At 68.6% G+C, this 21943-nt stretch carries 23 protein-coding genes; 11 read left to right on the top strand and 12 right to left on the bottom strand.

The genetic code is table 11. The features are described from left to right. Nucleotides 1–64 precede the first annotated feature (64 nt). Nucleotides 65–739, top strand: a complete 675-nt coding sequence (locus ACFWP0_RS28345; RefSeq protein ID WP_377847934.1) for a DsbA family protein — start codon at nt 65–67, stop codon at nt 737–739. Here ACFWP0_RS28345 and ACFWP0_RS28350 read toward each other — a convergent pair. From ACFWP0_RS28350 to ACFWP0_RS28370, 5 genes are all read right to left on the bottom strand, one after another. Continuing rightward, nucleotides 734–1345, bottom strand: a complete 612-nt coding sequence (locus ACFWP0_RS28350) for a glutathione S-transferase family protein (RefSeq protein WP_377847935.1) — start codon at nt 1343–1345, stop codon at nt 734–736. The two genes, ACFWP0_RS28345 and ACFWP0_RS28350, sit on opposite strands and share 6 nt — an antisense overlap. A gap of 42 nt (nt 1346–1387) precedes the next feature. Further along, the gene (locus ACFWP0_RS28355; RefSeq protein WP_377847937.1) at nt 1388–1735 is read right to left on the bottom strand and encodes an AzlD domain-containing protein; all 348 of its coding nucleotides are present in this window, start codon (nt 1733–1735) and stop codon (nt 1388–1390) included. Then, complete coding sequence (locus ACFWP0_RS28360; protein ID WP_377847938.1) at nt 1732–2445, bottom strand: AzlC family ABC transporter permease; 714 nt, start codon at nt 2443–2445, stop codon at nt 1732–1734. Before ACFWP0_RS28360 ends, ACFWP0_RS28355 begins: the two co-directional genes overlap by 4 nt. 61 nt (nt 2446–2506) lie before the next feature. Beyond that, nucleotides 2507–2827 carry a chaperone modulator CbpM gene (locus tag ACFWP0_RS28365; RefSeq protein WP_377847940.1) on the bottom strand — a complete coding sequence of 107 codons (321 nt, stop codon included), beginning with the start codon at nt 2825–2827 and terminating at the stop codon, nt 2507–2509. A gap of 2 nt (nt 2828–2829) precedes the next feature. Further along, entirely contained in the window at nt 2830–3771 is a 942-nt protein-coding gene (locus ACFWP0_RS28370; RefSeq protein ID WP_377847942.1) for a DnaJ C-terminal domain-containing protein, read from the bottom strand. A gap of 199 nt (nt 3772–3970) precedes the next feature. On the opposite strand from ACFWP0_RS28370, the gene ACFWP0_RS28375 reads away from it, so the two are divergent. The 8 genes from ACFWP0_RS28375 to fabI all read left to right on the top strand — a co-directional run bounded on the left by ACFWP0_RS28375 (nt 3971) and on the right by fabI (nt 11676). Next, nucleotides 3971–4456, top strand: coding sequence for a GNAT family N-acetyltransferase (locus ACFWP0_RS28375; RefSeq protein WP_377847943.1), 486 nt, complete (start codon nt 3971–3973; stop codon nt 4454–4456). A gap of 79 nt (nt 4457–4535) precedes the next feature. Then, on the top strand, nt 4536–4865 hold the full coding sequence (locus ACFWP0_RS28380) for a DHCW motif cupin fold protein (RefSeq protein ID WP_377847945.1): 330 nt from the start codon (nt 4536–4538) through the stop codon (nt 4863–4865). 103 nt (nt 4866–4968) lie between these two features. Further along, entirely contained in the window at nt 4969–5604 is a 636-nt protein-coding gene (yfcF, locus tag ACFWP0_RS28385; protein WP_377847947.1) for a glutathione transferase, read from the top strand. Between the two features lie 18 nt (nt 5605–5622). After that, on the top strand, nt 5623–6030 hold the full coding sequence (locus tag ACFWP0_RS28390) for a VOC family protein (protein WP_377847948.1): 408 nt from the start codon (nt 5623–5625) through the stop codon (nt 6028–6030). 122 nt (nt 6031–6152) lie between these two features. Continuing rightward, a complete protein-coding gene (locus ACFWP0_RS28395; RefSeq protein ID WP_377847950.1) occupies nt 6153–8615 on the top strand; it encodes a DUF3141 domain-containing protein in 2463 nt (820 codons plus the stop codon). After that, nucleotides 8612–9556: a phosphate acetyltransferase gene (locus tag ACFWP0_RS28400; RefSeq protein WP_377847951.1), complete on the top strand. Its 945-nt coding sequence runs from the start codon at nt 8612–8614 to the stop codon at nt 9554–9556. The genes ACFWP0_RS28395 and ACFWP0_RS28400 overlap by 4 nt, the downstream gene beginning before the upstream one ends. Nucleotides 9557–9721: 165 nt before the next feature. Next, nucleotides 9722–10906: an acetate/propionate family kinase gene (locus ACFWP0_RS28405; protein WP_377847953.1), complete on the top strand. Its 1185-nt coding sequence runs from the start codon at nt 9722–9724 to the stop codon at nt 10904–10906. Further along, nucleotides 10903–11676 (top strand): enoyl-ACP reductase FabI, encoded by a 774-nt coding sequence (gene fabI, locus ACFWP0_RS28410; RefSeq protein ID WP_377847955.1) that lies wholly within the window; start codon nt 10903–10905, stop codon nt 11674–11676. Before ACFWP0_RS28405 ends, fabI begins: the two co-directional genes overlap by 4 nt. An 11-nt stretch (nt 11677–11687) precedes the next feature. Here the strand turns inward: fabI and ACFWP0_RS28415 are convergent, their stop codons facing one another. Next, entirely contained in the window at nt 11688–13376 is a 1689-nt protein-coding gene (locus tag ACFWP0_RS28415) for a SulP family inorganic anion transporter (protein ID WP_377847956.1), read from the bottom strand. Nucleotides 13377–13660: 284 nt separating this feature from the next. On the opposite strand from ACFWP0_RS28415, the gene ACFWP0_RS28420 reads away from it, so the two are divergent. After that, complete coding sequence (locus ACFWP0_RS28420) at nt 13661–14644, top strand: Bug family tripartite tricarboxylate transporter substrate binding protein (protein WP_377847958.1); 984 nt, start codon at nt 13661–13663, stop codon at nt 14642–14644. Nucleotides 14645–14735: 91 nt separating this feature from the next. Here ACFWP0_RS28420 and ACFWP0_RS28425 read toward each other — a convergent pair whose 3' ends face one another. From ACFWP0_RS28425 to tkt, 3 genes are all read right to left on the bottom strand, one after another. Then, the gene (locus ACFWP0_RS28425; protein WP_377847959.1) at nt 14736–15932 is read right to left on the bottom strand and encodes a phosphoglycerate kinase; all 1197 of its coding nucleotides are present in this window, start codon (nt 15930–15932) and stop codon (nt 14736–14738) included. A 93-nt stretch (nt 15933–16025) separates the two neighbouring features. Then, nucleotides 16026–17036 (bottom strand): type I glyceraldehyde-3-phosphate dehydrogenase, encoded by a 1011-nt coding sequence (gap, locus tag ACFWP0_RS28430; RefSeq protein ID WP_056326654.1) that lies wholly within the window; start codon nt 17034–17036, stop codon nt 16026–16028. A gap of 15 nt (nt 17037–17051) precedes the next feature. Further along, nucleotides 17052–19088, bottom strand: coding sequence for a transketolase (tkt, locus tag ACFWP0_RS28435; protein WP_377847961.1), 2037 nt, complete (start codon nt 19086–19088; stop codon nt 17052–17054). 217 nt (nt 19089–19305) lie between these two features. Here tkt and ACFWP0_RS28440 point away from each other — a divergent pair, with 217 nt between their 5' ends. Next, nucleotides 19306–20037, top strand: coding sequence for a 16S rRNA (uracil(1498)-N(3))-methyltransferase (locus ACFWP0_RS28440; protein ID WP_377847962.1), 732 nt, complete (start codon nt 19306–19308; stop codon nt 20035–20037). 34 nt (nt 20038–20071) lie between these two features. Here the strand turns inward: ACFWP0_RS28440 and ACFWP0_RS28445 are convergent, their stop codons facing one another. The 3 genes from ACFWP0_RS28445 to ACFWP0_RS28455 all read right to left on the bottom strand — a co-directional run. Then, nucleotides 20072–20539: a barstar family protein gene (locus ACFWP0_RS28445; RefSeq protein ID WP_377847964.1), complete on the bottom strand. Its 468-nt coding sequence runs from the start codon at nt 20537–20539 to the stop codon at nt 20072–20074. Further along, a complete protein-coding gene (locus tag ACFWP0_RS28450) occupies nt 20536–21768 on the bottom strand; it encodes a patatin-like phospholipase family protein (protein WP_377847965.1) in 1233 nt (410 codons plus the stop codon). Before ACFWP0_RS28450 ends, ACFWP0_RS28445 begins: the two co-directional genes overlap by 4 nt. Beyond that, the coding region (locus tag ACFWP0_RS28455; RefSeq protein ID WP_377847967.1) for a phosphate acyltransferase at nt 21749–21943 on the bottom strand (195 nt) is incomplete at its 5' end. The genes ACFWP0_RS28450 and ACFWP0_RS28455, both read right to left, overlap by 20 nt.

A 21943-nucleotide genomic window follows, 5' to 3' on the forward strand; every position in this document is an offset into this window, starting at 1 on the left:
GATGCAACACTCTGGCTACCGCGCCAGGCTGTTTCTTGCGCCGGCCCGCGTCTACGATGACGCCATGGCTACTCAAACCCCCACCCTGCATTACATCTTTGATCCGCTTTGCGGCTGGTGCTATGGCGCCGCGCCGCTCGTCGCGGCCGCTCGCGGCATCGCCGGCCTGACCGTCGTGCCCCATGGCGGCGGCATGATGACGGGCGGCAACCGCCAGCCGGTCACCGAGGCCCTACGCCGCTACGTCATGCCGCATGACGAACGCATCGCCGGCCTGACGGGCCAGCCCTTCGGCGCGGACTATTTCGACGGCCTGCTGCGCGACAGCGGCGCCGTCTTCGATTCCGAGCCGCCCACCACCGCCATCCTGGCCGCGCAAACGCTGGCCGGCCGCGGCCTGGACCTGCTCCACCGCCTGCAGCAGGCCCATTACGTGCAGGGCCTGCGCATTGCCGATCCCGCCGTGCTCAGGACGCTGGCGGCGGAGATCGGCCTGGACACGGAAGCGTTCGGCGCCGCCTACGCGGCGGCGGCAGGCCCCGAGACGGCCGCGCACATCGCGGCCAGCCGCAAGCTGCTGGCCCAGGTGGGCGGCACGGGCTTTCCCACGCTGGCGCTGGAGCGCGACGGCGTGCGCACGCTGCTGGAGCCCAGCCGCTATCTGGGCCGCCCCGAGCAATGGCAGGCGCACCTGCGGGAACGCATCCGGGAGCCTGAGGCCGGGCGAGGCGCGTCATGACTCTTCGATGTCGCCGTCCCGCTGCAGGGCGCGGTGCATGGCCGGACGGTCGCCCAGGCGCTCGGCATACGCGCTGAAGACAGGCGTCTCGGGAACAATCTTCATCTGCATCATGTACTGCAGCGACCCGCCCAGCACGATGTCCACGGCGGAGAACTTGTCGCCCAGGAAATAGGGACGCGCCATCAGCACCCGGGTGAGCACCTGTTCGACCTCGTCCGCCGAGCCCCATCCCAGCGCGGCCTGGTGCGGGGTCTTGAAGGCGCGCTCGACCATGGCGGGCTCGAACACCCCGGTGGAATAGGCCAGCCAGGTCAGGTAGGGGCCGCGCTGGCGATCGCCCGTCAGCGGCCCCAGGCCTGCCTGCGGATACAGGTCGGTGAGGTACAGCGCGATGGCGGGCGTCTCGAACACGGGGACGCCGTCATGCACCAGCGCCGGCACCTTGCGGTGGGGGTGGATGTCGATGTAGTCCGAGGGCATGTGGCCCGCGCTGTCGCTTCCGCGGATCGACACCATCTCGGTGTCGTAAGGCACGCCCAGTTCCTCAAGCAGCCAGAGAATCCGGAACGACCGCGAGCGCGGCGCATGGTAGAGCGTAAGCATGGTCGGCCTCCTGTGGGGTCCGACCATTTTGCCTTGGGGCCACTATGCCGCCAAGGCCAGCAATATCCCGTATCCGCCCATGCCCAGCAGCACGGCGACGCCCGTGTTGCTGACCAGGCGCGCCGCCACGCCCGTGACGACCAGCCCGCCCACGTACGGCGCGATGCGGGCGGCCTGCTCGCCCGCGTCCAGCAGGTCGGGCACGATCACCGCCGCCGCGATCCCCGCCAGCAGGGACGGCCCCAGCGCGGCCAGCGCCGAGCCTTCCCGCGACAGGTGGCGCAGCAGGCGGCTGCGCTCGGACAGCATGAAAGGCAGCGCGCGGGTCAGGTACGTGATGACCGCCATGGCGATCACCGCGCCCCAGAATCCCAGTCCATCGGCGTTCATGCGGGCCTCCTCAAGCGATAAGCCGCGCAGCCGATGACGGCGCCGGCCAGGATGGCCAGGCTGGTATGCCCCAGGGCGGCGATTACCCCGGCGCCCGCCACGGCGGCCACGATGGGCAGGCCCATGCCGCGCCTGGCGCTCTGGCACACCAGCGCCATGAACAGCGCCGGCAGGGCAAAGCGCATCACCCGGGAAAGCATGGGGTAGTGGCGTTCCAGGCCGTCGCCCGCGTACACGCCCACCGCGGTGCCGGCGATCCAGGTCAGCCAGGCGCCCAGGCCCAGGGCGATCATCCACCCCTGGCGCCGGTCGGGCGCCACGCTCTGCAGGCGGTTGAACGCAGTGGCGAAGACTTCATCGGTAAGCAGGAACGCCACCTTCAGCCGGCCATGCAGCGCGGCGGGCAGAAAGCGCGACAGGAGCGGCCCGTAGAGCAGGTGCCGGGCGTTGAGCAGGGAGCACAGCGCCACCACCCACAGCCAGGGCGTGCCCGCCTTGATCGAGGCCAGCAGCAGGAACTGGCTGGCGCCTGCATAGACCAGCACGGAGATCAGGATGACCTGCAGCGGGGTCAGCCCGGCGGCGATGCCGGCAATGCCGAACGTCACGGCCACCGGGAAGTAGCCGATCATCACGGGCAGGCAGGATTTCAGGCCATCGATGCGCGCGGAGCCGGGCAGAACGGGCGCGGCGGCGGGGGGAGTCTCCAAGGTGCTTTTCGCTTATTGGTGTTGCGGCAGGCGCCCATTTTACCTACCCCCGGCCGCCCCGTTACGGCTTGTCCAGGGCCCCCAGCGCGCGCAGCTGCGACTTCAGCCGCCGGACCTCCTGGCTCAGGTCCAGGATGAGCGCCACGGCGTCCAGGCCGGCGCCGAAATCGTGCTCCAGGCGGCGCGCATGCAGCGCGCGCTGCAGGTCCACGCTGTAGAAGCGCCATTCCGCGGGGCCGCGTCCGCTGGCGTTGACGATGCCGACATCGACCAGCCGCGCCACCCACTCCACTTCCGCGCCGCAGGCGCGGGCCAGGTCGTCCGCGCTCAGGGGCTGAGCCTTGCCCACGACGGTGGCGCTGGTGATGACAATCTTCTTCATGGTCAGACCCCCAAGTGGCGCCGCGGGTTGAAGGGCAGTTCCTGCTGCAGTTTCCGGTAGGCCGCCTTGGCCGCTTCGCTATCGGCCGGCGGCAGCACCAGGTCCAGCACCAGATACAGGTCGCCCGGCGGATCCCCCGGGATGCCGCGCCCGCGCAGGCGCAGCTTGCGGCCGTTGCCCGATCCCGCCGGCACGGACACCTCGACCGTGCCGCCCGGCGTGGGCGCCTTCACGCTGGCGCCCAGGGCGGCTTCCCAGGGGGCCACCGGCAGCGTCATGTAGAGGTCGCGGCCTTCGGCGCGGTATCGCGGATGCGGCTTGAAGCGCACTTCCAGGTACAGGTCGCCGTTTTCGGCGCCGCCATAGCCGGGCATGCCCTGCCCTGCCAGCCGGATGTATTGGCCTTCCCGCACGCCGGCCGGAATCTTCACGCTGAGCGTGCGGGTCTGCATATGGGGATGGCCCTGGCCGTCCATCTCCATCGACCGCAGGCTGATGTCGCGCGTGGCTCCCTGGAGCGCGTCTTCCAGGTCCACCTCGATCGCGGCGTGATGGTCTTCGCCGCGCGCGCGAAACTCCTGTTGCCGCGTCCCGTGCCGCTGGCCGCGGCCGCCGAACAGCGACGAGAAGAACTCGCTGAACTGCGCCTCGTCGCCGGGCGCCGCGCCGCGATGGAACTCGAAGCCCTCGTCCCAGCCGGGCGGCGGCTGAAAGCCGCCTTCGGGCGATACGCCCGCCGCCAGGTTGTCGTAGGCCTGGCGCTTTTCCGCGTCGCGCAGCACGTCGTAGGCCTCGTTCACGTCGCGCATGCGGACCTCGGCGTCGCTTTCCTTGCTGACGTCGGGGTGATACTTCCGGGCGAGTTTGCGGTAGGCGCGCCGGATCTCGTCGTCAGACGCGCTCTGCTCCACCCCGAGAATGCTGTAGTAGTCCTTGAACTCCATGTTCCAGCTCACCTTTAGGGTTGGGGCCGCGCCCGGCGGAGCCGGATTCGGCCTTGAATATCAAGAAGATAGGGGTTATGGACCGATTTTTCAATGCGCTTTGCCGTGTCATCCGGGGCGCGCATAATGTCGGGTTGCCGCAAATCCGCGCGCATGACCGGCCCTTGCGCCGCAGGCCTAACCCCTCCTGGAACCGACCGTGCTGGAAATCATCGACGCCGACTTCAACAACCCCGAACACGGCAGCCAGGTGCTGGCCATGCTGAACGAATACGCCAGCGGTCCCATGGGCGGCAACGCGCCCCTGTCCGCCCATGCCCAGCAAAACCTGATCGCCGAACTGGCCCGCCGGCCCACCGCGCACGCGCTGCTGGCGCGCGTCGACGGCGAGGCCGCCGGCGTGGCGATCTACCTGGAGGGCTTCTCCACCTTCGCCTGCCGCCCCCTGATCAACCTGCACGACCTGGGCGTGGCCGCGAAATTCCAGGGCCAGGGCGTGGGCAAGCGCCTGCTGTCCGCCCTGGAAGAGCGGGCGCGCCGGCTGGGCTGCTGCAAGATCACGCTGGAAGTGCTGGAAGGCAACGCGGTTGCCCAGGGCCTGTACCGCAAGCAGGGCTTCGAGGGCTACGCGCTGGACGAGGCCACCGGCCGCGCCATGTTCTGGCAGAAGAAGCTGGCCGCCTGAGTGGCGTAGTATTTGTGTTTTGCCGCCGGGCCGTCCCAGGGCAGCTAGGGGCGCTTTTTTCCAGGATGCAGGATTCACGATGAAGATGAGCAACATCCCTTTCGGCACCACGGACTGGTCCGAGGTGGAACGCACCGAACACGCCGGCGACACCGGCATGGCCTATTGGCGGACCCGGCAGTTCGGCGACCTGCGGGTGCGCATGGTCGAATACACGCCCGGCTACCTGGCCGACCACTGGTGCAGCAAGGGCCATATCCTGTTCTGTCTGGAAGGCGAGCTGCACACCGAGCTGGACGACGGCCGGCAGTTCGTGCTGACCCCCGGCATGAGCTACCAGGTGGCCGACCAGGCCGAGCCGCATCGCTCGTCCACCGCCACCGGCGCCAAGCTCTTCATCGTGGACTGACGCGTCGGCGCGACACGCTGAATTGCAGTTGCGTTACGCTTTGCAATTCAAGCGGCCTCGCGCCGCCTGTCGATTCATTACCCCGCCTGACCGGAGAAAAGCTTTGGGCGCCCCGCTTACGCTATACGTCGATTCCCTGTTCCTCAGTCCGTACGCCATGTCGGTGTATGTGGCGCTGACCGAAAAGCAGTTGCCGTTCGAAGTGCGCCCCATCGACCTGGCGGCGGGCGAACAGCGCATGCAGCCTTACCAGTGCCGCGCGCTCACCGGGCGGGTGCCGGCGCTGACGCACGCGGACTTCAACCTGACCGAATCCAGCGTCATCGCCGAATACCTGGACGAAATATTTCCCGCCCCCGCGCATGCCGCCCTGTACCCGTCGGGCGCCCGCGAACGCGCCCGCGCCCGCCAGTTGCAAGCGTGGCTGCGCAGCGACCTGGGCGCGCTGCGCCAGGAGCGCCCCACGGAAACCGTCTTCTACGGCGAGGTCGGCCAGCCGCTGTCCGACGCCGCCCATGCCGCCGCGGCCAAGCTGATCCAGGTGGCCGGCTATCTCGTGGGCATCGGCCAGACCAGCCTGTTCGACGAGTGGTGCATCGCCGACACGGACCTGGCGGTCATGCTCAAGCGCCTGGCCCACGACGACCTGCCCGACCACCTGCGCATCTATGCCGATGTGCAATGGCAGCGGCCCTCCGTCCAGAAATGGCTGGAGCACAACGCGACCGCGCGCTCCTAGCCGCGTTCCGGAGCCGCGATGCAACTGCTTGATCACGTCTCCATCACCGTCTCCGGGCTGGCTGCCGCCCGGCCGTTCTACAACGCCGTCATGCAGGCGCTGGGCGCGGAAAAGGTCTATGACCGTCCCGACGCCCTGGGCTACGGCGAACGCTGCGGTCCCGGCAGCGGCCAGCATACCTACCTGTCCGTCTTCGCCACCGGCGGCGCGCCGCCGGATGCCGCGTCCGGCGCCCGGCGCCACTGGTGCTTCAAGGCGCCCGATCGGGCCGCCGTTGACGCGTTCCACGCCGCGGGCCTGGCCCACGGCGGGCGCGACGGGGGCGCGCCGGGCCTGCGGCCGCACTACCACGCGCAGTATTACGCCGCGTTCCTGCTCGATCCCGACGGCAACCGCATCGAAGCCGTCTGGCACGGCCCTGCCTGAAATCTGCGTTTGTTGCACCGCAGCATCCATTGCGGTGTAATGGGGAGGTCAACTCAGCCGGTTCCACTCTGGGACCGGCCCGGCGGTTTTTCGCCGCCGGCAGCAACTAACAGGAGATCGCCATGGCCGGATCCGGCACCGATCACGCACCCGCCCCGTCCTTCAACCCCTGGACGGCCGCCTACGAATACGCCGTGGATGCCTGGCAGCGCGGCGTGCTGTACGCGGATGTGATGCGCCAGCGCGGCAACCAATACCACGCCCACATGGCCAAGCGCGCGCCCAATGTGCTCAGCATGGAGTCCGAGCTGGTGCTGGACGGCCGCGAGCTGCCGCGCCCCGTCAACTACGGCCTGCTGCGCATCAAGCCGCCGGCCGGCGTCGAAACGGACCCGATCAAGCGCCCCTTCCTGGTGGTGGACCCGCGCGCCGGCCACGGCCCGGGCATCGGCGGCTTCAAGCCGGAAAGCGAGATCGGCGTGGCGCTGCGCGCGGGACATCCCTGCTACTTCGCCACCTTCCTGCCCCAGCCCATGCCGACCCAGACCGTCGAAGACGTGATGATGGCCGAGGCCCGCTTCCTGGAAGAGATCATCGCGCTGCACCCCGACGCGGAAGGCAAGCCGGTGGTGGTGGCCAACTGCCAGGCAGGCTGGCAGATCATGATGACCGCCGCGATCCGTCCCGAGCTCTTCGGCCCCATCATCGTGGCGGGCGCCCCGCTGTCGTACTGGGCCGGCTGGCGCGGCATGAACCCCATGCGCTATGCCGGCGGCCTCCTGGGCGGCAGCTGGCTCACCGCGATGACGAGCGACCTGGGCAACGGCAAGTTCGACGGCGCCTGGCTGGTGCAGAACTTCGAGAACCTGAATCCGGCCAATACGCTGTGGTCCAAGCAGTACAACCTGTACTCCAAGGTGGACACCGAAGCCGGCCGCTACCTGAGCTTCGAGAAATGGTGGGGCGGCCACGTCTTCCTGAACGGCCCCGAGATCCAGTACATCGTCGACAACCTGTTCGTGGGCAACCGCCTGGCCACCGCGGGCCTGGTGACCTCCGACGGCATCCGCATCGACCTGCGCAACATCCGCTCGCCCATCGTGGTGTTTTGCTCCAAGGGCGACAACATCACCCCGCCGCCGCAGGCGCTGGGCTGGATCCCCGACCTCTACCAGAACGAAGCCGAGGTGCTGGCCCACGGCCAGACCATCGTCTACGCCGTGCATGAAAGCATCGGCCACCTGGGCATCTTCGTGTCGGGCAGCGTGGCCCGCAAGGAACACCAGGAATTCACGTCCAACATCGACATGATCGACGTGCTGCCCCCGGGCATCTACCAGGCCGAGATCGCCGACAAGACGCCGGACACGCCCAACGCGGACCTGGCCTTCGGCAACTATGTGCTGTCGTTCGAGCAGCGCAGCCTGGACGACGTGCGCGCCATCGTGGACCGCAAGGAAGAGGACGACCGCCGCTTTGCCGCCGTCGCCCGCATCTCCGACATCAACCTGGGCATATACCGCAGCTTTGTGCAGCCCTGGGTGCAGGCCCTGGCGACGCCGCAATCGGCGGAATGGATGCAGCGCCTGCATCCGCTGCGCCTGCCCTACGAACTGATCTCCGACCGCAACCCGCTGATCGCCCCGATCGCGCAGGCGGCGGAACAGGTGCGCGAGAACCGCCAGCAGGCCTCCCCCGCCAATCCCTTCCTGATGGCGCAGGAGATGTTCTCGAACATGATCGAGACCAGCCTGAACATCTGGCAGGACCTGCGCGACTCGGCCGACGAACGCGCCTTCATGGGCATATATGGTTCGCCGCTGGTGCAGGACCTGGCGGGCCTGGGCGCGCAGTCCGGCCCCCCGCGCAAGCATCCGGGCGTATCGCCGGAACACCGCCGCTTCATGGAAGAGCGCGCAGCCGAGCTGCGTTCGCTGATGCAGGAAGGCGGCTTGCGCGTGGCCGCGATACGGATGCTGCTGTATGTCTCGGGCGCCGAGGGCGGCCTGGACGAACGCAGCTTCGCGCTGATCCGCAAGATGCGCGCCGAGGCCGACAACGCGCTGACGCTGCAGCAGTTCAAGAACGTCACGCGCGACCAGGCCCTGATGATGACGCTGGACTCCGCCGCCGCGATCCAGGCCATGCCGCGCCTGCTGGAAGAGTCCTCCGCCGCCGAGATCCGCCACACCCTGAACGCGATGAAGGGCGTGCTGGAAGCTGCCGAGCCGCTGAGCGACGCGGCGCTCGAAAGCCTGGCCGAGATGGAGCGCATCTTTGAATCGGCCGAGCGCCGCGCGCAGAAGCGCGAGCAGGCCCAGACGCCCGCCGCGTCGCCCAAGCGCCTGCGGGTGGCCGCAGCCAAGCACGAGGCGCCCGCAACGTCGGCCACGCCGGCCAGGCAGGTAAAGGACCTGGTCGAGGCTGCCGCCGACGTGCCCGCCAAGACCGCCAAGCCTCATCCCGCCGCGGCCAGGAAGGCCGAGGCCGGCAAGCCCGCGGCGAAGGCCGCCGCCAAGGCCCCGTCCAAGCGCGCGGCCAGGAAGCCCTCTTCCCGCCAACCCGCCAAGGTCAAGACCTCATGAGCCTGCCCACCTCCACGCACTACGACAAGCTCATCGCCCGCGCGCAGACGCTGGCGCCCGCCTGCTGCGCCATCGCGCATCCCTGCGACGAGCCCTCGCTGTCCGCCGCGCTGGAAGCGCGGGACCTGGGCCTGTTGCAGCCCATCCTGGTCGGCCCCGAGGGCAAGATCCGGGATACGGCCGCCCGCTACGAGCTGAACCTGGGCGACGCCCGCATCGTCGACGCGCCGCACAGCCACGCGGCGGCCGCGACCGCCGTGGCCCTCGTGCGCGGGGGCAAGGCCACGCTGCTGATGAAGGGCAGCCTGCATACGGACGAACTGATGCACGAAGTGGTGGCGCGCGACACGGGGCTGCGCAGCGGCCGGCGCATCAGCCATGTGTTCATCATGGAAGTGCCCACCTATGCCGAGCCGCTTTTCATCACCGACGCCGCCATCAACATCTTCCCCGACCTGGAAACCAAGGCCGACATCATCCGCAACGTGATCGATCTGCATCACGGGCTGGGCCTGGGCGAGCCGCGCGTGGCGATCCTGTCCGCCGTGGAACAGGTGACGCCCAGCATCCCCAGCACCATCGAAGCCGCCGCGCTGTGCAAGATGGCCGACCGCGGCCAGATCGCGGGCGGCGTGCTGGACGGCCCGCTGGCGCTGGACAACGCCATCAGCCCCGACGCAGCGCGCATCAAGGGCATCCGTTCGCCGGTGGCGGGCGTGGCCCAGGTGCTCGTGGTGCCCGACCTGGAAGCCGGCAACATGCTGGCCAAGAACCTGACGTTCCTCGCCAACGCGGAAGCGGCCGGCATCGTGCTGGGCGCGCGCGTGCCCATCATCCTGACCAGCCGCGCCGACAGCCCGCGCTCGCGCCTGGCCTCGTGCGCGGTGGCGGCGATCTACGCCCATCACCTGGACCAGCAGCAGGCCCGCCCGCTGGCCTAAAGTATGGAACCTCCCCCTAGCCGCTTGCGCGGGCCCCCTCAAGGGGACGGCACGGGCGGACCAGCGAAGCCGGATCCACGGTGCCCCGGATTGAATACGGCACGCATTGGGGGAACAAGGCCCTTGAAGGGAAACCGCAGTGTCTCAACGTGGAATCACAACGCCATGAGCGATACCATCCTCGTCATCAACGCCGGCAGTTCCAGCATCAAGTTCTACCTGTACGACATCGACGACAAGCAGGAACTCGCCCCGCGCCTGGGCGGCCAGCTTGAAGGCATCGGCACCACGCACCCCAGGCTGCGCGTGCGCGACGCGGGCGGCCAGACCCTGGTCGAGCGCGACATCGCGCCCAGCCACGCCCCCGACGTGCCCAACGGGCAGGAAGTGGTGGGCACGTGGCTGAGCGGCCACCTGGGCGGCGCCCCGCTGGCGGTGGGCCATCGCGTCGTGCATGGCGGCCCCGACCTGTCCGAGCCGGTGCTGATCGACGACGCCGTCCTGGCCAAGCTCGACACCTTCACCCCGCTCGCGCCGCTGCACCAGCCCAACAACCTGGCGCCGATCCGCGTCATCCGCGAGCGCCGGCCCTGGATCCCGCAGGTGGCGTGCTTCGACACCGCATTCCACCGCAGCCACTCCGACGTGGCCGACCGCTACGCGCTGCCCGAGCACCTGTACCAGGACGGCGTGCGCCGCTACGGCTTTCACGGGCTGTCGTACGAGTACATCGCGCAGCGCCTGCGCCAGGCCCTGCCGGACATCGCCATGGGCAAGATCATCGCCGCGCACCTGGGCTCGGGCGTCTCGGCCTGCGCCATGCATCAGGGCAAGAGCGTGGACAGCACCATGGGCTTCACGGCGCTGGAAGGCCTGCCGATGGGCACGCGCCCCGGCCGCCTGGACGCCGGCGTGGTGCTGTGGATGATGGAACGCGGCATGAGCCACGACGAGATCGAGCACATGCTGTATCACGACTGCGGCATGAAGGGGCTGTCCGGCATCGGCAACGACATGCGCGAGCTGCTGGCCAGCGACGCGCCCTCGGCCAAGCTGGCGCTCAAGTATTTCGCCTGGCGCGTGGCCGAAGGCATGATCGGGCTGGGCTGCGCCATGAACGGCATCGACGCCATCGTCTTCACCGCCGGCGTGGGCGAGAACTCCGCCGACATCCGCCAGGCGATCAGCGAACACTGGGGCTGGCTGGGCATCAGGCTGGATCCGGAGCGCAACGCCCGCCACGGGCCGCGCATCTCCAGCGACGACAGCCGCGTCGGCGTCTACGTGGTGCGCACGAACGAAGAGCTGATCATCGCGCAGCACACGCTGGCCCTGGTGCGCCAGCGATGAACGCGCTGCTTCCGCTGGCCGGCAAGCGCGGCCTGGTGACCGGCATCGCCAATGCCGACTCCATCGCCTGGGGCTGCGCCAAGGCGTTTCGCGCGATGGGCGCGGAGCTGGCCGTGACCTACCTGAACGACAAGGCGCGACCGCACGTGGAGCCGCTCGCGCGGCAGGTGGACGCGCCGCTGCTGATGCCGCTGAACCTGCTGAACGAGGGCGAGCTGGAAGCCGTCTTCGAGCGCATCGCGAGCGAATGGGGCGCGCTGGACTTCGTGCTGCATTCCATCGCGTTCGCGCCGCGCGACGACCTGCACGGCCGCGTGACGGATTGCTCGCGCGCGGGCTTCCTGCAGGCGATGGACGTGTCGTGCTGGTCCTTCATCCGCATGGCCAAGCTGGCCGAGCCGCTGATGCCGAAGGGCGGCGCCCTATTCTGCATGAGCTACTACGGCTCGCAGATGGTGGTGGAACACTACAACATGATGGGGCCGGTCAAGGCGGCGCTGGAATCCGCCACGCGCTATCTGGCGGCGGAACTGGGCCCGCAAGGCATCCGCGTGCATGCGATATCGCCGGGGCCGCTGAAAACCCGCGCCGCCTCGGGCATCGCGGAGTTCGACGCGATGCTGGACCGCGCCCAGGCCAAGGCGCCGGCGCGCAGCCTGGTTTCCATCGACGACGTGGGCGAGGCCACCGCCTGGCTGGCCACCGACGCCGCGCGCCTGATGACGGGGCAGACGCTGTACATCGACGGCGGATACCACATCATCGATTAGGGCTGTTCGCCCTAGCCCAGCGTGTCCGGCGGGGCCAGGCGCCAGCGCTCGATGGCGTCGACCGCCTGCTCGGGACTGCCGAAGATCTTCTCCCGGCCTATCTTCTTGACCAGGCCGGAGCGCTCCAGCGCCGTGCGGAACTTGCCGTGTCCGCCCGCGACCAGCAAGGTGATGTTGCGATTGTCGAGCTCGCGCTTGAGTTCATACAGCGCCTCTACCGCATCGGCATCGGCCTGGGTCATGGCCTCGGCGTCCAGCACGAACCACTGCGCGTCGCCGGCCTGCGCGATCACTTCGCGCGCGCGCCGGCGGAAGGCGTCGGCATTGAAGAACCACACCGACGACTCGAACAGCCACACCACCGTGCCCGGCACCGGCTTCGCGTCGGGATTCAGGTGCAGCTTGCCCAGCACCGATTCGCCCGGCAGGCGGCCCAGCAAGGCGTCGCGCGGATTGCCCGACACGTACATGGCGTACAGCAGGGTCGCGCCCACCGACACGGCCACGCCCTGCAACACGCCGAACCCCACCACGCCCACCGCTGCCAGTATCCCGAACGCCAGTTCGATGCGCGAGATGCGGGCCAGCCGCAAGAAGGCGTGGCCGTCGAACAGGCTGGCCGCCGCCAGCAACAGGATGGCGGCCAGCACCGCCTGCGGCAACCAGTACAGGGGCGCGCTCAGCAGGCCCACCACGACCGCCAGCGCGGCCGCGGCGCTGACGCTGACCAGCGGCGACGAGCCGCCGGCCACAAGCCCCACGGCCGTGCGCGAATCGGCGCCCGTCACGACGAAGCCCTGGAACAGGCCGGTCGCCACGTTGGCTGCGCCAAAGCCCACCAGTTCCCGGTTGGGGTCCACATGGTCTCCCGTGCGCGCGGCAAAGCTGCGCGCCGTCACGATGCCGCTGGAAAAGCTCACCACCAGGACACCCGCCGCGCCCAACAGGATGCCGTCCAGGCCTTCCAGGCGCATCGGCAGGCTCAGTGCGGGCAGGCCGGCGGGCACCTCGCCCACCACCGCGATGCCCAGGCCGGGAAAATTGAAGATCCAGGACAGCAGGCAGGCGCCGACCACCAGCAGGATGGGGCCGGGCCAGGCGGGCCGCCAGCGCTTCACGGCCACCAGGAACACGCAGGACGCCAGCCCCAGGCAGAGGGTGGGAATCTGGATTTCAGGCAGCCGGCGCGAGAGCTCCAGGAAGGGATGCACCAGGCCGGTGTTGCGCAGCCCCACGCCCGTCAGGCCGCTCAGCTGCGACATTGCCAGCGTGATGGCCACGCCCGCCATATAGCCGATCAATACGGGCCGCGACAGCAGGTTGGCCAGCACGCCCAGGCGCAGCACGCGCGCGATCAGGCAGCCCACGCCCACCGTCAGCGCGATGCCCGTGGCGCCCACCAGGCGGTCTTCCGGACTCGTGAGCGCCATGCCCGTCAGGGTCGCGGCGATCAGCGTGCAGGTGGCCGTATCGGGCCCCACGATCAGGGTGCGCGACGAGCCGAACAAGGCGTAGCCCAGCATCCCCGCGATGGCCGCCCACAGCCCCGCCACGGGCGGCACGCCCATCATGGCGGCGTAGGCCAGGCCCACCGGCAGCGCCACGGCCGCCACGCTCAGTCCGGCCGCGACGTCGCGCCGCGCCGATTCCCGGGTCATGCCGCGAAAGTTGTTCAGGCCAGGAAGAAAACGTAGGTTCATGGTGCTGCGGGAAGGCCGGAAGGAAAATTTCCCGCAAGAACCGGGATATCCGCCAAGCCTACACCAAGCCCGTTGCATCCAGGACGCGCGGAATCAAGGCAAGCGCAGGTTTCATTCCTTCAGGGAATGGATTTTGTTCAATTTTTATCCCTTTTCCGCAGCATGCGGATTGCGTAGAGTCGCCGGCACAAGTCCAGCGGCGCGATGCCGCGCCTGTAGACCGACACGGCCCACCTCCACGGATACGCGTGGCGGGAGCAAGGGCCGGCACTTCTGGAGACTCCATGTCCTTCGCCATCCTGCGACGCGCCAGCCGCGCGCTCGTGCTCGCCGCGCTTGCCGCCGGCATCGCCCCTGCCGCCCTGGCGCAGGCCTATCCCGAACGCCCCATCAAGCTGGTCGTGCCCTGGCCTCCGGGCGGCGCCACCGACGCGCTGGGCCGCATGCTGGCGCAGCGCCTGACCGAACGCCTGGGCCAGACGGTCATCGTGGACAACAAGGCCGGCGCCGGCGGCAATATCGGCACCGCCGCCTTCGTGCGGGAAAAGCCGGACGGCTACACGCTGCTCATGGCCACCAGCTCCACCAACGCCGCCAACCCGCACCTGTATTCGCGCCTGGGCTTCGATCCGGCGAAGGACTTCACGCCCATCGCCTTCGTGGCCGAAATCCCCAACATTCTGGAAGTGCCCAAGCAATCGCGCTTCCAATCGGTGGCGGACCTGATCGCCGCCGCGAAGGCCGAACCGGGCAAGCTGAACTACGGATCGGGCGGCGTGGGCTCGTCGCAGCACCTGGCCGGCGCCATGTTCAAGCACCTGACCGGCGCGGACGTGCTGCACATTCCCTACAAGGGCAGCGGCCCGGCGGTCTCGGACCTCCTGGCGGGCCAGGTGGACATGATGATAGACACGGGATCGCTCGCGCAGGTGCAGGCGGGCGCGCTGCGCGCACTGGCCGTGGCCTCGCGCACCCGCCTGCCGGCCCTGCCGGACGTGCCCACCTTCGAGGAAGCGGGCGTGCCCAAGATGTACGCCTCCGCGTGGTACGGCATCGTCGCGCCGGCGGGCGCGCCGGCCGAGGTGGTGCAGCGCCTGAACCAGGAAATCAACGCCGTGGTGTCCGCCCCGGAAATGAAGAAGCGGATGGAAGGCATGGGCGCGCTGGTGACCGCGGGGCAGACGCCGGAGGCGTTCGGGGCCTTCATACGATCCGAGATCGATCGCTATGCGGACATCGTGAAGATGTCGGGCGCCAAGATGGAATAGGCGAGCTGGCTCGCAAGAACAGCCGCCCCGCCGCCGGGCCGCCCCAAGGCGGGGCGGCAAGCACGCAACGCGTGCGCGGCGTGGGGGTTCCTTACTTTGCGGCGCGGGCTTCCAGCACGGCCACGGCCGGCAGGGTCTTGCCTTCCAGGAATTCCAGGAAGGCGCCGCCGCCGGTCGAGATATAGCCGACCTGCTCGCCGATGCCGTACTTGGCGATGGCGGCCAGCGTGTCGCCGCCGCCGGCGATCGAGAAGCCGTCCGATTCGGCGATGGCGCGCGCCACGACTTCGGTGCCGTTGGCAAACTGGTCGAACTCGAACACGCCCACGGGGCCGTTCCAGACGATGGTGCCGGCCTTCTTCAAGATCTCGGCCAACTGCGCCGCGGTCTTGGGGCCGATGTCCAGGATCATGTCGTCGTCGGCCACGTCCTCGGCCGCCTTGACGGTGGCTTCGGCATTCGCGTCGAAGGACTTGGCGCACACCACGTCCACCGGGATCGGCACGGCGGCGCCGCGCTGCTTCATGATGTCGATGACGGCGCGCGCCTGGTCGACCTGGTCGGGCTCGGCCAGCGACTTGCCGATGGACAGGCCGGCGGCCAGCATGAAGGTGTTGGCGATGCCGCCGCCCACGACCAGCTGGTCGACCTTGTCGGCCAAGGATTGCAGGATGGACAGCTTGGTCGACACCTTGGAGCCGCCCACGATGGCGACCAGCGGACGCTTGGGCTCGTGCAGCGCGCGGCCCAGGGCGTCCAGCTCGGCTGCCAGCAAGGGGCCGGCGCAGGCCACGGGCGCAAAGCGCGCGATGCCGTGGGTGGTGGCTTCGGCGCGGTGGGCGGTGCCGAAGGCGTCGTTGACGTAGACGTCGCACAGCGCGGCCATCTTCTTGGCCAGCGCCTCGTCGTCCTTCTTTTCGCCGACGTTCACGCGGCAGTTCTCCAGCAGCACGACCTGGCCGTGATCGACCTGGACGCCGTCGACCCAGTCGCGCACCAGCTGCACGGGCATGCCCAGCAGCTCGGACAGGCGCTGGCCAACCTTGGCGAGCGAGTCGGCTTCGGTCAGCACGCCTTCTTTCGGGCGGCCCAGGTGGGAGGTGACCATCACGGCGGCGCCGGCGTCCAGCGCCAGGCGGATGCCGGGCACCGAGGCGCGGATGCGGGTGTCTTCAGTGATGCGGCCGGCGTCGTCGAACGGCACGTTCAAGTCGGCGCGGATGAACACGCGCTTGCCGGACAGGGCGCCGGACTTGGCCAGCGCGGACAGGGTATTGACCTTGGACATATTTGAATTCCTACGATAGGCGAACAAAGGGGACGAACCCATTTTCCGCAATGGCGGAAAACAAATCCGTCCCCTCTGGACTGACCGCGTTGCTTACTTGGCCGACATCAGCGCGACGGTGGTGTCGAGCATGCGGTTCGAGAAGCCCCACTCGTTGTCGTACCAGGACGAGACCTTGACCAGGCGGCCCGAAACCTTGGTCAGCGACGCGTCAACGGTGCTGGAGGCCGGGTTGTGGTTGTAGTCCACCGACACCAGGGGTTCGGTGTTGTAGTCCAGGATGCCCTTCAACTCGCCTTCGGAGGCGGCCTTCAGGATGCCGTTGACTTCTTCGGCGGTCGTGTCGCGGCTGGCCACGAACGACAGGTCGACCAGCGACACGTTGATGGTCGGGACGCGGATGGCGTAGCCGTCCAGCTTGCCATTCAGTTCCGGCAGCACCAGGCCCACGGCGGCGGCGGCGCCGGTCTTCGTGGGGATCATGCTCATCGTCGCCGAACGCGCGCGACGCAGGTCTTCGTGGTAGACGTCGGTCAGGACCTGGTCGTTGGTGTAGGCGTGGACGGTGGTCATCAGGCCGTTTTCCAGGCCCAGCTTGTCGTTCAGCGGCTTGACCAGCGGGGCCAGGCAGTTGGTGGTGCACGAAGCGTTCGAGATGACGGTGTCCGTCGACTTCAGCACGCCGTGGTTCACGCCGTAGACGATGGTGGCGTCCACATCCTTGCCGCCCGGAGCCGAGATGATGACTTTCTTGGCGCCGCCCTTGATGTGCGCGCCGGCCTTTTCCTTGGTCGTGAAGAAGCCCGTGCACTCCAGGACCACGTCGACCTTCAGGTCGCCCCAGGGCAGTTCAGCCGGGTTGCGGTTGGCCAGCACGCGGATCTTGTCGCCGTTGACGACCATGAACTCGCCGTCGACTTCGACGGTGCCCGGGAACTTGCCGTGGGCGGTGTCGTAGCGCGTCAGGTGCGCGTTCGTCTTGGGGTCGCCCAAGTCGTTGATGGCGACGATTTCGATATCGTGCTTCTTGCCACCTTCATAGTGGGCACGCAGGATGTTGCGGCCGATGCGACCGTAACCGTTGATGGCGACGCGAATGGTCATGACTAAGCTCCTTTTTTACAAAACTTGGCGGACGGTCTCGGCCACCTTGTCGGCGGTCAGCCCGAAGAACTTGAACAGCGCGCCGGCCGGAGCGGACTCGCCGTAGCGGTCGATGCCGACCACGGCGCCTTCCAGGCCAACGTACTTGTGCCAGAAGGCGGTGACGCCGGCTTCGACGGCCACGCGCGGCAGGCCCTTGGGCAGCACGGATTGTTTCCAGGCGGCGTCTTGCTTGTCGAACACGTCGGTGCTGGGCATGGAGACCACGCGCACGGCGACGCCTTCCTTGGCCAGCAGCGCCTGCGCGTCCAGCGCGATGGCGACTTCCGAGCCGGTGGCGATGATGACGGCGCGGGCGCCTTCGGCGTCGCGCAGCACATAGCCGCCGCGGGCGATGGCGTCCACGGTGGCCGCGTCGCGCTGCACGAACGGCAGGTTCTGGCGCGACAGCAACAGGGCCGTCGGGCCGCCTTCATGCACGTCCATGCCGATGCTGGTCGGGCGCGTCACGGCCGCGTTCCAGGCCACGGCGGTTTCGGCCGTATCGCAAGGACGCCACAGCGACAGGTTGGGGATCAGGCGCAGGCTGGCCGCATGCTCGATGGATTGGTGGGTCGGGCCGTCTTCGCCCAGGCCGATCGAATCGTGGGTGAACACGTGGATGACGCGCTGCTTCATCAGCGCGGCCATGCGGATGGCGTTGCGCGAGTAGTCCGAGAACGTCAGGAACGTGCCGCCGAACGGCAGGTAGCCGCCGTGCAGGGCCACGCCGTTCATGATGGCGGCCATGCCGAATTCACGCACGCCGTAGTTGATGTGGCGGCCGAACTGGATGCCCTTGTCGCCGGCGCGGACGGCGGCGACGCCCTTCCAGTCGGTGAAGTTGGAGCCGGTCAGGTCGGCCGAGCCGCCCAGCATTTCCGGCAGCAAGGGAGCCAGCGCCGCGATGGCGAACTGCGAAGCCTTGCGCGTGGCCACGGTCTCGGCCTTTTCCAGCGTCGCGCTCAGGAATGCCTGGAACTGCTCGGCATAGCCGGCGGGCATCTCGCCCTTCATGCGGCGGGTGAATTCAGCGGCCTCGGCGGGGAACTCGGCGGCGTAGGCGTCGAACGCGGACTGCCATTCGGCCTGGGCGGCGGCGCCCTTCTTGCGGCCATCCCAGCCGTCGTAGATGTCTTGCGGGATCTGGAACGGTTCCGAGGACCAGCCCAGCGCGGCGCGCGTGGCGGCGATCTCGTCCTTGCCCAGCGGGGCGCCGTGCACGTTGTGCGTGCCGGCCATGTTGGGCGAACCCTTGCCGATCACGGTGCGGCAGATGACCAGCGTGGGCTTTTCCGATTGCGAACGCGCGGCCTTGATGGCGGCGTCCACGGCGGCGACGTCATGGCCGTCGACGCCGCGGATCACGTTCCAGCCGTAGCCTTCGAAGCGCTTGGCGGTGTCGTCGGCGAACCAGTGCTCCACATGGCCGTCGATGGAGATGCCGTTGTCGTCGTACAGCACGACCAGCTTGCCCAGCTTCAGCGTGCCGGCCAGCGAGCACACTTCGTGCGAGATGCCTTCCATCAGGCAGCCGTCGCCGGTGAAGGCGTAGGTGTGGTGGTCGACGAGCGTGTGGCCCGGCTTGTTGAATTCAGCGGCCAGCAGCGCTTCGGCCAGCGCCATGCCCACGGCATTGCCCAGGCCCTGGCCCAGCGGGCCAGTGGTCGTTTCCACGCCCGGGGTGATGCCCACTTCGGGGTGGCCCGGCGTCTTGGAATGCAGCTGGCGGAAATTCTTGAGTTCTTCGACGGGCAGGTCGTAGCCCGTCAGGTGCAGCAGGGAGTAGATCAGCATCGAGCCGTGGCCGTTGGACAGCACGAAGCGGTCGCGGTTGGCCCAGGCGGGATCCTTGGGATTGTGGCGCAGGTTGCCGGCCCACAAGGCTTGGGCGATTTCCGCCATGCCCATGGGAGCACCCGGGTGCCCGGAGTTCGCTTGTTGCACGGCATCCATCGCGAGGGCGCGGATGGCATCCGCCAAGGCAAGTTTAGGGGCGGTCGGATTGCTCATTCGGAAGGCTCTTTGAAACTGGCGCGCCTAGGGAGGAAATAGGGCCAGTTGAGTAGGTTGCGAAGCAGGTGATTTTAGCATCAGGGGATTTCCCCAAGCCCATCAGCCGGATGCCCTATGTAATCGTGCGTTTCCGGGCCCTGGACACAAGCAGTGGTAGGCTACGCGTTCAGACAGGCGGCCCCGCCGCCGCACCCCATTACAACTTCGCAACACCATGTCCGCCCCCCGATTCTTCTGCGACATTCCCCTGGCCGCCGGCGCCCGCATCGCCCTGCCCGAAGCCCTGGCGCACCACGCCTTGCGCGTGCTGCGCCTGCGGGCCGGCGAAGCCGTCGTGCTGTTCAATGGCCAGGGCGGCCAGTACCCCGCCGTCCTCGAAGTCGAGGGCAAGGCCGGCTTCGCCCAGCTGGGCGACTTCGATCCCCGCGAGGCCGAGCTGGCCGGACGCATCACCCTCGCGCAGGGCCTGCCCTCGGGCGACAAGATGGACTGGGTGGTGGAAAAGGCCGTGGAACTAGGCGCCGTCCGCATCAGCCCCATCGCGGCGCAACGCAGCGTGCTGCAGCTGTCCGGCCCCAGGCTGGACAAGCGGGTGGCGCACTGGCGGCGCATCGCGCAATCGGCCGGCGAACAATGCGGCCGCAACCGCCTGATGGCGGTGGACGCGCCGCAGGCGCTGGCCGACTGGCTGGCCCAGCCCGCGGACGGCCTGCGCCTGCTCTGCCATCCCGAAGCCGAACAAGACCTGGCCGGCAAGCTCGGGGCCACCCCCGGCATGCAGGCGCTGACTCTGCTGGTCGGGCCCGAAGGGGGATGGTCAGACAAGGAATTGGATCTGGCCCGCCAGGCGGGCGTGGAGGCCGTGCGTTTCGGCCCCCGGGTGCTGCGCACCGAGACGGCCGGGCTGGCCCTGCTATCGGCCGTCAGCGCGCTGCTGGGCTGGTAGGCCGCGTCAGCCGGGGCGCTGCCCCGGCGGCGCATCAGTCGTTTTCGCCGTAGGGCGCGGCGGCCACGCCGGGTTCGGGATCGGGGTGCTTGCCGGCATGCTCGATGACATACGCAAAGACGCGGCCGTTCTCGTGCGCGAAATCCGCGGCGTCCGAACAGACGGTTTCGATGCGGGCGGCGTCTTCTTCGAGCGCCGGATCGCCCGAGTGCAGCCGGTACAGCCAGAGCACCACGCCGGACTTGTGGTCCAGCACCGTGTCGCAGAGGCAGTCGTACAGGGCGTCCAGGTTGCCGCCGAAGTATTCGGGGAAATCCACCGCCTTGACAATGGCCCGCAACACCGCCGAACGGCTGCGGGCCGGGTCGCAATTGGCAACGAACAAGGACAGGCCAAGTTCATGCGCGGCGTCCACGACGGCCTTCTTGTCCAGCCCTTCATGAGCCAGCGCTCCGCCGCGCAGCAGCTGCCGCTGCAAAGTAGATTGCCCATTGCGCGTCATGCCTGTGCCTCCTTGAAAAAGGCGATCACTTCTTCGTTACGCTGCATCGTATCGGCATAACCCAGTTCGATCAATCGCTTGGTGTAGCTGGATTCGAACAGGAGGTAGGACATAAGGGCCCCTCCCCCCGGACGGCCTGGGTCGGACGATACACCGAGTACGCGGAAAAGGGCACGCGCCTGTGAAGGCATGTCCCGCAGATGCTCCAGCGCCATCAGGTCCAGCGACTGGCTGGGGGTGATCGTCAGGACGTCGATGCGGCGCACGCTGGTCCGGGCGCCGCCGTCCGGACCAGCCTGGTCCATCAGGTAGTTGATCCGCTCCAGGCGCTCGACATCGACCGACAGGCCGTCCAGGAAGATGCTGGACAGCGCGTGCCCGCCCACCTGCGCCAGCGACGGATACGGCGGGGAGTCCTCGCGGTTCTCGGGGTGGGTCTCGTCGCGAAAGCCCGTGCCGATCACCAGCACGCGGTGCGCGCCCAGGTGGATCGCGGGGCTGATCGGCGCGAGCTGGCGCATCGAGCCGTCGCCGCACCACTCGCCCTTGCCGTGCACCTGCACCTGCCGGGCGGGGAACACGAAGGGAATGGCGGACGACGCCATCAGGTGGTCGATGCCGATGGGGGTGGGAATCGCCAGCCGCAGGTAGCGGTGCCAGGGCTCGATGGCCGTATGCGCCTGGTAGAACGTCAGGTGCTCGCCGCTGGTGTAGCCCGATGCCGTGATCGCCAGCGCCGACAGCGAACCGCTCTCGAGGTTGGCGCGCAGGTTTTGAAAATCCAGCACCCGTTCCAGCAGGCCCTGCATGGGGGCGTTGTCCAGCAGCGAATGGGGCCGCTTGCGCGTCAGGCCCGAATACATCCAGCCCAGGGAAAGCAGGCCCAGCCACCGGACGCCTGTGCGGATCAGGCCGGGCGCGTCGGCCCGGTAGATCATGTCGGTATTGAGCGACGACCACAGGCGGCGGATGCGCCGCACGCCGAGGTGGGGCCGGTCGGCGCGGCAGGCCAGCGCGGCGGCGTTGATCGCGCCGGCGGACGTGCCGCAGATGATGTCGAAGGGGTTCTGGAAGCGCGAATGCCAGTCGGGGTCCAGCAGCTCCATGATGGCGCTGAGCACCCCCACCTGGTATGCGGCGCGCGCGCCGCCGCCCGTCAGCACCAGGCCGGTGGGCGTGCGTGGGCACGCCCTGCCGGCCGGCGTCACTTCAACGCGGTGTATTGACATCGACCACCGTCATCGCGGTCATATTGACGATACGGCGCACGGTGGAGCTGGAGGTCAGGATATGCACCGGCGCGTTGCAGCCCAGCAGGAACGGGCCCACCGCCACGTTGCCGCCCGCCGCCGTCTTGAGCAGGTTGTAGGCGATGTTGCCGGAGTCCACGTTCGGGCACACCAG

It is taken from the genome of Achromobacter sp. NPDC058515, from assembly GCF_042721735.1.
Classification (GTDB): domain Bacteria; phylum Pseudomonadota; class Gammaproteobacteria; order Burkholderiales; family Burkholderiaceae_B; genus Achromobacter.

Excerpts from the sequence above, each read along its gene's own strand:
- ACFWP0_RS28345 (WP_377847934.1), top strand. The coding sequence starts at position 65 with ATGGCTACTCAAACCCCCACCCTGCATTACATCTTTGATCCGCTTTGC.
- ACFWP0_RS28350 (WP_377847935.1), bottom strand. The coding sequence starts at position 1,345 with ATGCTTACGCTCTACCATGCGCCGCGCTCGCGGTCGTTCCGGATTCTC.
- ACFWP0_RS28355 (WP_377847937.1), bottom strand. The coding sequence starts at position 1,735 with ATGAACGCCGATGGACTGGGATTCTGGGGCGCGGTGATCGCCATGGCG.
- ACFWP0_RS28365 (WP_377847940.1), bottom strand. The coding sequence starts at position 2,827 with ATGAAGAAGATTGTCATCACCAGCGCCACCGTCGTGGGCAAGGCTCAG.
- ACFWP0_RS28370 (WP_377847942.1), bottom strand. The coding sequence starts at position 3,771 with ATGGAGTTCAAGGACTACTACAGCATTCTCGGGGTGGAGCAGAGCGCG.
- ACFWP0_RS28380 (WP_377847945.1), top strand. The coding sequence starts at position 4,536 with ATGAAGATGAGCAACATCCCTTTCGGCACCACGGACTGGTCCGAGGTG.
- ACFWP0_RS28390 (WP_377847948.1), top strand. The coding sequence starts at position 5,623 with ATGCAACTGCTTGATCACGTCTCCATCACCGTCTCCGGGCTGGCTGCC.
- ACFWP0_RS28395 (WP_377847950.1), top strand. The coding sequence starts at position 6,153 with ATGGCCGGATCCGGCACCGATCACGCACCCGCCCCGTCCTTCAACCCC.
- ACFWP0_RS28400 (WP_377847951.1), top strand. The coding sequence starts at position 8,612 with ATGAGCCTGCCCACCTCCACGCACTACGACAAGCTCATCGCCCGCGCG.
- ACFWP0_RS28405 (WP_377847953.1), top strand. The coding sequence starts at position 9,722 with ATGAGCGATACCATCCTCGTCATCAACGCCGGCAGTTCCAGCATCAAG.
- fabI (WP_377847955.1), top strand. The coding sequence starts at position 10,903 with ATGAACGCGCTGCTTCCGCTGGCCGGCAAGCGCGGCCTGGTGACCGGC.
- ACFWP0_RS28415 (WP_377847956.1), bottom strand. The coding sequence starts at position 13,376 with ATGAACCTACGTTTTCTTCCTGGCCTGAACAACTTTCGCGGCATGACC.
- ACFWP0_RS28420 (WP_377847958.1), top strand. The coding sequence starts at position 13,661 with ATGTCCTTCGCCATCCTGCGACGCGCCAGCCGCGCGCTCGTGCTCGCC.
- ACFWP0_RS28425 (WP_377847959.1), bottom strand. The coding sequence starts at position 15,932 with ATGTCCAAGGTCAATACCCTGTCCGCGCTGGCCAAGTCCGGCGCCCTG.
- gap (WP_056326654.1), bottom strand. The coding sequence starts at position 17,036 with ATGACCATTCGCGTCGCCATCAACGGTTACGGTCGCATCGGCCGCAAC.
- tkt (WP_377847961.1), bottom strand. The coding sequence starts at position 19,088 with ATGAGCAATCCGACCGCCCCTAAACTTGCCTTGGCGGATGCCATCCGC.
- ACFWP0_RS28440 (WP_377847962.1), top strand. The coding sequence starts at position 19,306 with ATGTCCGCCCCCCGATTCTTCTGCGACATTCCCCTGGCCGCCGGCGCC.
- ACFWP0_RS28445 (WP_377847964.1), bottom strand. The coding sequence starts at position 20,539 with ATGACGCGCAATGGGCAATCTACTTTGCAGCGGCAGCTGCTGCGCGGC.
- ACFWP0_RS28450 (WP_377847965.1), bottom strand. The coding sequence starts at position 21,768 with ATGTCAATACACCGCGTTGAAGTGACGCCGGCCGGCAGGGCGTGCCCA.